At 72.7% G+C, this 7,931-nt stretch carries 6 protein-coding genes and 1 pseudogene; 6 read left to right on the forward strand and 1 reads right to left on the reverse strand.

Annotated features, from left to right (window positions below; genetic code table 11):
* A pseudogene (locus tag OUY22_RS34405) lies at nt 1-299 on the forward strand (DUF6297 family protein); the annotation flags it as partial.
* 3 nt (nt 300-302) lie between these two features.
* On the opposite strand, the gene lepA reads toward OUY22_RS34405, so the two are convergent.
* A complete protein-coding gene (lepA, locus tag OUY22_RS34410) occupies nt 303-2,132 on the reverse strand; it encodes a translation elongation factor 4 (protein ID WP_270159478.1) in 1,830 nt (609 codons plus the stop codon).
* Nucleotides 2,133-2,187: 55 nt separating this feature from the next.
* On the opposite strand from lepA, the gene OUY22_RS34415 reads away from it, so the two are divergent.
* From OUY22_RS34415 to OUY22_RS34435, 5 genes are all read left to right on the forward strand, one after another.
* Entirely contained in the window at nt 2,188-2,343 is a 156-nt protein-coding gene (locus tag OUY22_RS34415) for a hypothetical protein (protein WP_270159480.1), read from the forward strand.
* Nucleotides 2,336-3,001, forward strand: a complete 666-nt coding sequence (locus OUY22_RS34420; protein ID WP_270159481.1) for a glycoside hydrolase family 18 protein — start codon at nt 2,336-2,338, stop codon at nt 2,999-3,001. The genes OUY22_RS34415 and OUY22_RS34420 overlap by 8 nt, the downstream gene beginning before the upstream one ends.
* Nucleotides 3,002-3,124: 123 nt before the next feature.
* Nucleotides 3,125-3,397, forward strand: coding sequence for a 30S ribosomal protein S20 (gene rpsT / locus OUY22_RS34425; RefSeq protein ID WP_270159482.1), 273 nt, complete (start codon nt 3,125-3,127; stop codon nt 3,395-3,397).
* Nucleotides 3,398-3,604: 207 nt separating this feature from the next.
* Entirely contained in the window at nt 3,605-6,691 is a 3,087-nt protein-coding gene (locus OUY22_RS34430; RefSeq protein WP_270159483.1) for an ABC transporter permease, read from the forward strand.
* Nucleotides 6,688-7,931, forward strand: a 1,244-nt coding sequence (locus OUY22_RS34435; RefSeq protein ID WP_270159484.1) for a hypothetical protein, incomplete at its 3' end; no start/stop codon positions are given. The genes OUY22_RS34430 and OUY22_RS34435, both read left to right, overlap by 4 nt.

Below are 7,931 nucleotides of genomic sequence, written 5' to 3' on the forward strand. Positions count from 1 at the left end.
AAGGCCCCTGGTGGGCGTTCGGGCCGCTGATCGCGCCCGCGCTGGCGGCGGGCGCGCTCCGGATGGCGCGCAGGCCGCCGGTGGACCACTCGCTGCCGCTGTTCGACACCCCTATGGGCGCCATCCCCATGGGCCCGGCGCTCTGGGCGGCCACCGGCCCGGACCTGGCCCTGCTGGGCTGTCTCCCGGCGCTGGCCGCGCTGGTCACGCGGCCGGAGGACCCGTCCGGCCACCTGGCCGCCCAGGCGGTCGCCGGCCTGGCCGCGCTCTTCGCGTACGCGTACCGGCAGCGGCGGTAGGGCCTACTTCTTGGCCTTGTCGGAGCCGGAGTCGGTCGACAGCGCGGCCACGAACGCCTCCTGCGGCACCTCGACCCGGCCGACCATCTTCATCCGCTTCTTGCCTTCCTTCTGCTTCTCCAGCAGCTTGCGCTTACGGGAGATGTCGCCGCCGTAGCACTTGGCCAGGACGTCCTTGCGGATGGCGCGGATGTTCTCGCGGGCGATGACGCGGGCCCCGATCGCGGCCTGGATCGGCACCTCGAACTGCTGCCTGGGGATCAGCTCGCGCAGCTTCTTGGCCATCTCGGTGCCGTAGGCGTAGGCCTTGTCCTTGTGGACGATGGCGCTGAAGGCGTCGACCGGCTCACCCTGCAGCAGGATGTCGACCTTGACCAGGTCGGACTCCTGCTCCCCGGCCGGCTCGTAGTCGAGCGAGGCGTAACCGCGGGTGCGCGACTTGAGCTGGTCGAAGAAGTCGAAGATGATCTCCCCGAGCGGGAGCGTGTAGCGGATCTCGACGCGGTCCTCCGACAGGTAGTCCATGCCGAGGAGCTGGCCGCGCCGCCCCTGGCAGATCTCCATGATCGCGCCGATGAACTCGGACGGGGCCAGGATCGTCGACTTGGTCACCGGCTCGAAGACCTGCGCGATCTTGCCGCCGGTGGGGAACTCCGACGGGTTGGTGACGGTCAGCTCGGTGCCGTCCTCCATGACCACGCGGTAGATCACGTTGGGCGCGGTGGAGATCAGCGACAGGCCGAACTCGCGCTCCAGCCGCTCACGCACGATCTCCATGTGGAGCAGGCCGAGGAACCCGACCCGGAAGCCGAACCCGAGCGCCGCCGACGTCTCCGGCTCGTAGACGAGCGCGGCGTCGTTGAGCTGCAGCTTGTCGAGCGCCTCGCGCAGCTCGGGGTACTCGTCGCCGTCGATCGGGTAGAGGCCGGAGAACACCATGGGCTTGGGGTGCTCGTAGCCGGCGAGCATCTCCTTGGCCGGCTTGACGGCGGAGGTGACGGTGTCGCCGACGCGCGACTGGCGGACGTCCTTCACGCCGGTGATCAGATAGCCCACCTCGCCGACGCCGAGCCCGAGCTCGGCCGGGTTCGGCTCGGGCGAGATGACGCCGATCTCCAGCGTCTCGTGGGTGGCGGCGGTCGACATCATGAGGATGCGCTCGCGCTTGCCCAGATGGCCGTCGAACACGCGCACGTACGTGACGACGCCGCGGTAGGTGTCGTAGACGGAGTCGAAGATGAGCGCGCGGGCGGCCGAGTCGGCCCGGCCGACCGGGGCCGGCACCTCCTGGACGACGTGGTCGAGCAGCTCGCGCACGCCCTCGCCGGTCTTGCCCGAGACGCGCAGCACGTCGGACGGGTCGCAGCCGATCAGCCCGGCCAGCTCCTCGGCGAACTTCTCCGGCTGCGCCGCCGGCAGGTCGATCTTGTTGAGGACCGGGATGATGTGGAGGTCGGCGTTCATCGCCAGGTAGAGGTTGGCCAGGGTCTGCGCCTCGATGCCCTGGGCGGCGTCGACGAGCAGGACCGCGCCCTCGCACGCCTGCAGCGACCGCGACACCTCGTAGGTGAAGTCGACGTGGCCAGGCGTGTCGATCATGTTGAGCACGTGGCCGTCCCACGGCAGCCGGACCGCCTGCGACTTGATCGTGATGCCGCGCTCGCGCTCGATGTCCATCCTGTCGAGGTACTGAGCGCGCATGGAGCGGTCGTCGACCACCCCCGTGATCTGCAGCATCCGGTCGGCAAGCGTGGACTTGCCATGGTCGATATGCGCGATGATGCAGAAGTTGCGGATCAACGCGGGGTCTGTCTGGCCAGGCTGAGTGCGCACCGAAGTCCGTTCCGACAGGTTTGAGGTCAAGCGTCTTTCATGGTGACATGCCCGGATGATGTTCCGAACCGTCCTGCGCCGCGGCCTGCGCCTGATCGCGCTCGCCTTGGTCGTCGTGGTCGCGCCGATCGGCGTCTTGGCCGCCGCGTTCCGCCTCCAGTTTACCGGGGCTCCGGCGGGCTGGGCGATGAGCACCGGCAACAGTGGGTGAAGCGGCATCTGCCGGGGTGCGCGTCTCGGCCTGGCTCGGGCAGTCCGTCAAGGCCGGCAGCCTCGACCTGGACGACCCCGTCGCCCGCCGGAACGTGCTCGACGGCGTCGCGGCCGTCATGAAGGCGGGCTTCGACGGCGTCCACTACAACTTCGAGCCGCTCGGCGACGGTGACACGGACTTCCTCGTCCTGCTCGACGAGACCAGGAAGCACGCCGCCCTGGTGTCCACCTCGACCCCGCAGATCGAGCCGTACCCGCTCATGCGGATCGCCACGAGGTCCGTCATGGACCACGACAAGTACTGGTCGCCCGGTTACTTCCAGGAGGTCGTGTCCCGGGTCGACCAGGTCGCGATCATGACGTACGACTCGGGCATGCCGCTGGAGTCGCTGTACGGCGGGCACGTGGCGCGGCAGGCGGCGCTCGCGCTGGACCTGGTGCCCGAGTCGACGTCCCTGCTCGTCGGCGCGCCCGCCTACCACGACCACGGCATCCCGTGGGGCGACGCGGCGGAGAGCGTCGCCCTGGCGGGGCAGGGCGCCAAACTGGCGCTGTCGGAGCACGGCGCGCGCGAGCGGTTCGGGCTGGCGCTGTACGTGGACTTCGCGGCCACAGAGGCGGACTGGCGGGAGTACGAGGAGAACTGGCTATCCTGAAACCGGTCGTTGATTTGAGCGGCGAGCTGGGTTATTGGTAGCCTGAGCAACTGCGTGTGGCGCGCCCTCTCAACGAGCCCGCGCGCTTCATCCACCACTTCAGACTTTCACCGAGGCTTCTTCGTGGCGAACATCAAGTCCCAGATCAAGCGCAACAAGCAGAACGAGAAGGCTCGCCTGCGCAACAAGGCGGTCAAGTCGTCGCTCAAGACGGCCGTCCGCAAGTTCCGCGAGGCCGCCGAGCAGGGCGACCTCGAGCAGGCCGTGGCGCTGCAGCGCATCGCCGCCCGCCAGCTCGACAAGGCCGCGAGCAAGGGCGTCATCCACAAGAACCAGGCCGCCAACCGCAAGTCGGCGATCGCCAAGCGGGCCGCCGCCCTCTCCGCGAGCAAGTAGGTCCTGGCCCAGCCCTGGGAGCGCCGCACTTCTCCATGAAGTGCGGCGTTTTCTGCTGTCCGGATGCGGGCGAATGGCGCAATGTCACAGTTTCAATATCACGTACGCATCGCCACGCCGCATCGTCTCCGTCACCGTTGACCAGACGCCCTTGCCCCTCAGCGATCCACTGCCCAATCCTCCTGGAAAGCGAACAGGAGGGGCCGGATGCGGGGGCCGTGGGTCGTCAAGCGCGCGCTCAGCGAGCCGCTCCTGCTGCTCGCCGCGTTCGGCTCGATCCTGCTGGCCACCACCACGCTCGTCGCGCTGACCATGTACGCCTCCTCCATCGCCGAGGCGGGCGTGCGACGGACCATGGAGACCGCGCCGCTGCGCCAGGTGGCGGTGACCGTGACCGCCCCGGTGACGGATCAGACGTTCCCCCGCTACGACGCGGCGGTCCGCGCCCGGGTGGGCGAGGCGCTCGGCGGCACGCCCGCCGCGTTCTCGACGAGCTTCCACTCCGACTCGTACACGATGCCCGGCCAGGAGCGCCGCGAGGTGCCGGAGCTGCTCAGGTTCGGCAGCTACGACGGCCTCGACGAGCACGCCCGCCTGATCTCCGGCGCCTGGCCGCGCCCCGGCGAGGACGGCACCGTCGAGGCGGCGATCCCGCTGGCCGCGGCGACGGCGTCCGGCCTGGAGCAGGGCCGGGAGTTCACCGTGCGCAGCCGCCTCGACGGGCGGCGGGTCACGGTCCGCGTCACCGGCGTCTTCCAGCTCGACGACCCGTACGGCGACCGCTGGGCGGGCGAGCAGTTGCTCAGCCGTGGGACCGAGATCGGCGAGTTCACCACGTACGGGCCGCTGATGGTGCCGCGCGAGACGTTCCTCGCCCGCTTCGCCACCGCCGTCAGCACGACCTGGACCGCCGTGCCCGACCTGCGCGCGCTCACCCCCGAGCGGCTGCGGCCGCTGGCCGCCGACGTGGCCGGCCTGGCCGAGGCGCTGAAGGAGAACGGCTGCCCGAACTGCACGGCCACCACCCGGCTGCCCGGCATGCTGACCCAGCTCGACACCGCGTCCCTGGTGGCGCGCTCCACGATGCTGATCCCGGTGCTGCAGTTGATGCTGCTCGCCGCGTACGCGCTCATGCTGACCGCCCGGCTGCTGGCCGACCACCGGCGGATGGAGGTGGCGCTGCTGCGCTCGCGCGGGGCGGGCACCTTCCGGCTGGCCGCGCTGGCGGGCGGCGAGGCGCTGCTGGTGGCGGTGCCGTGCGCGGTGGCGGCGCCGTTCCTCGGGCCGCCGCTGCTGGTCGCGGTCAACGCGCTGCCGTGGATCCGTGCCACCGGCGTGCGTCTGACGCCGTCGGCTGACACGGGCACGTTTCTGATCTCGTTCGGCGTGGCCCTGGCGGCGGCTGTGCTGCTCACGCTGCCGGCCCTGGCGGGCGCGCGCCGCACCTACGTCGAGGAGCAGGCCACGCGCGGGCGCGGCGCGGGACGCGGCCTGATCGAGCGGGCGGGCGCGGATGTGGCGCTGCTCGCGGTGGCGGCCCTGGCGATCTGGCAGCTCCAGCACTACGGCTCGCCCGTCACCGGCACCACCGGTGGCGGCCTGGGCATCGACCCGCTCATCGTCTCCGGCCCCGCGCTGGCGCTGCTCACCGGCGGCATGCTCGGCCTGCGGCTGGTGCCGCGCGTGTCCCGGCTGGCGGAGCGGATCACCGCCAGGCGGCCGGGGCTCGCGGCCGCGCTCGGCGCCTGGCAGGTGAGCCGGCGCCCGCTCCGCTACGCCGGCCCCGCCCTGCTGCTGACGATGGCGATCGCGATCGCCATCATGTCCATGGCCACCGCCGCCACCTGGCGCGGCTCCCAGCTCGACCAGGCGCGCCACCAGTCCGGCGCGGACCTGCGGCTGTCCGGCCCGCCCGACTCCCCGGAGCTGGGGTCGTCCGGGCGCGGCAGCGCGTTCGCCGCGCTGCCGGGCGTGACCGCCGCCTCGCCCGCCTTCCGCGGCCAGGTGGAGCTGGGCGGCGACGCCGCCGTTCTGCTCTCCCTGAACGTCGCCGAGCTGGAGACGCTCTTCCGGCTCCGTCCCGACCTGTCCGGTCAGTCCCTCGCCGGCATGAGCCGCGCGCTGGTGGCCGGCCGGCCCGCCGACGGGGCTCTCGAACTGCCCGGCCGGCCCGCCGCGCTCTCCGTCGAGGCGCGCACCGACCGCAGCCTGCCCCTGCGCGTGCGCGTCTCCGACTCTCTCGGCGTGTGGCGTGACCTGCCGCTGACCGCCGCCGGGAAGGGACGGCTGAGCGCGGACCTCAAAGGGCTGGCCGGGCGCAGCGGTGAGATCGCCTACCCGCTGTCGGTGCGCGGCTTCGCCGCCACCCTCCCGGAGCAGGGCGAGGCGACCGTCACGCTGTCGGGCCTGAGCGCCGACGGGCAGCCGGTCGGCGCGCCCGAGGTGCGGCTGGAGGTGACGGACGAGCGGCCGGTCGTGGCCGGGTTCACCCCGGCTCCGCCGTCACGCCCGCTGCCGGTCGTGCTCACCTCCGACCTCGCCGCCGCGAACAAGCTGGCGGCAGGGCAGACGGGCCGCGTCAACCTGGACCGCCAGGTCATCGACGTCACTGTGGCCGGCGTCGTCGAACAGATGCCCACCACCGAACCCGGCCGGCCGGCCCTGCTCGCCGACTGGGAGACCCTACAGGCGTACGACCTGACGAACGGCCGGCCGCCCAGACCCGCCACCGAGTGGTGGCTGGCCGTCGAGGACGGCGACACCCGGCCGGCCGCGCTGGCGCTGCGGAGCAACCCCGCGTGGGACGTGACCGTGGTCGACCGGGGCGAACTGGCCGCCGGCCTGCGTGACGACCCGCTGGCCAGCGGCCTGCAAGGCGCGCTCATCCTCGGCTTCCTGGCCGCGCTGGTGTTCGCCGCGCTCGGCTTCCTGGTGAACGCGGCCGTGGCCGCCCGCGAGCGGATGGCCGAGTTCACGCTCCTGCGCGCGCTCGGCGTCAGCTCCCGGCAGGTGTTCGGGCTGCTGGCGGTCGAGCAGGCGTTCGTGGTCGTGCTCTCGCTGGTGGCCGGCACGGCGCTGGCGGCGGTGGTGGGCCGCCTGGTGGTCCCGCGCATCGTGCTGACGGGGCAGGCGTCGGCGGTCACCCCCGAGGTGCTGCTCGACATCCCGTGGGGGGCGACAGCGGGCCTGCTGGCCGGGATGGCGGCCGTGCTGTTCGGGATCGTCGCCGGTCTGGCCCGCAACCTGCGCCGCCGGGGCCTCGGCCGGGCGCTGCGCATCGGGGAGGACTCGTGAGGGTGCTGCGGCTTGCCCGGGTGCACCGGGGCACGGCGGCCGTCCTGGGGCTGCTCGCGCTGAGCGCGTGCGTGCTCGTGGCGGGCCTGCCGCGGACGCTGCAGGCCGCCTTCGACAGCGCGCTGCGGGCGTCGCTGGCCGGCGCGCCCGCCTACCAGCGGGACGTGACCGCGACGCTGACCTCGTCCGGGCGGGAGGGCGAGCCGCGCGAGCCAGGCCAGTTCGCCGCGCACGGCGAGCGGTACCGGGAGCTGGTGCCCGAGCCGCTGAAGAGCGTGCTCGGCGAGACGGGACACGCCGGCGCCAGGACCCACAACACGCCGGTGTACGGCTCGGGCGGGCTCAGGTACGTCAACCTCGGCTGGCTGTCCGACGCCGAACGGCGGGTCGAGTGGATCGAGGGCCGGGCCCCCGAGAACGTCGGCACCACCCGGTGGCAGGGGCAGGACCTTCCCCTCTACGAGGTGGGCGTCTCCGCCGACGCCCACGAGAGGATGCGGCTGAAGGTCGGCGACCTGACGGTCATCGGTCAGAGCGACCTCGCCGCCGTGCGCGTCGTCGGCGTCTTCCGCGCGCGGGACGCCGCCGACGGCTACTGGTCGCACAACGGCGAGATCCTGAACGTCACCTGGCTCCAGCGCCCGGGCGGGACGCAGGAGGAGTTCCACACCACCGCGCTGGTCGGCGACGCCGCGCTGGGCATGCTGGGCGGTGGCGGCCGCAACCTGTCCTACCGGTGGGTCCTGCCGGTGGACCCGTCCCGGCCCGAAGCCCGCGAAACGGGCGCCCTGGACGAGGCCATCGCCGAGTACACGCGGGTGCTGCAGGTGCAGCCCGGCCTGTTGTCCGGCACCGTCGTCTCGACCGGGCTGCCCGGACTGCTCACCGAGTTCCGCGCCGCGCTGACGACCGCGCAGGTCGTGATGTTCCTGGTGCTCGGCGGGCTGCTCGTGGTGGCGGCCGGCGTGATCCTGCTGGCCGTGCAGCTCCTGATCGGCCGGATGGACCAGGCGCTGTCGCTCATGCGGGCCCGCGGCGGCTCGCTGCCGCGGGTCGCCGGGACCGGCGCGGGGCTGGTCGCGCTGGTGGTCGGGCCGACCGCCGCCCTCGGGTACGCGATCTCCTACCTCTTCCCCGGGCCGGTGCCGCCGCTGGTGCACGCCGGGCCCGCCGCCGTGGCGGTGACGGCGGTGGCGTTCGCGGCCGCGCGGATCGCCCTCACCCACCGGGCGCCGCTGCA

Source organism: Nonomuraea corallina, assembly GCF_027620315.1.
GTDB classification, from domain to species: Bacteria; Actinomycetota; Actinomycetes; order Streptosporangiales; family Streptosporangiaceae; genus Nonomuraea; species Nonomuraea corallina.

What these genes read in the sequence shown, in the direction of transcription:
- OUY22_RS34415 (WP_270159480.1), top strand. Translation starts at nt 2,188, where the DNA reads ATGATGTTCCGAACCGTCCTGCGCCGCGGCCTGCGCCTGATCGCGCTC.
- OUY22_RS34430 (WP_270159483.1), top strand. Translation starts at nt 3,605, where the DNA reads ATGCGGGGGCCGTGGGTCGTCAAGCGCGCGCTCAGCGAGCCGCTCCTG.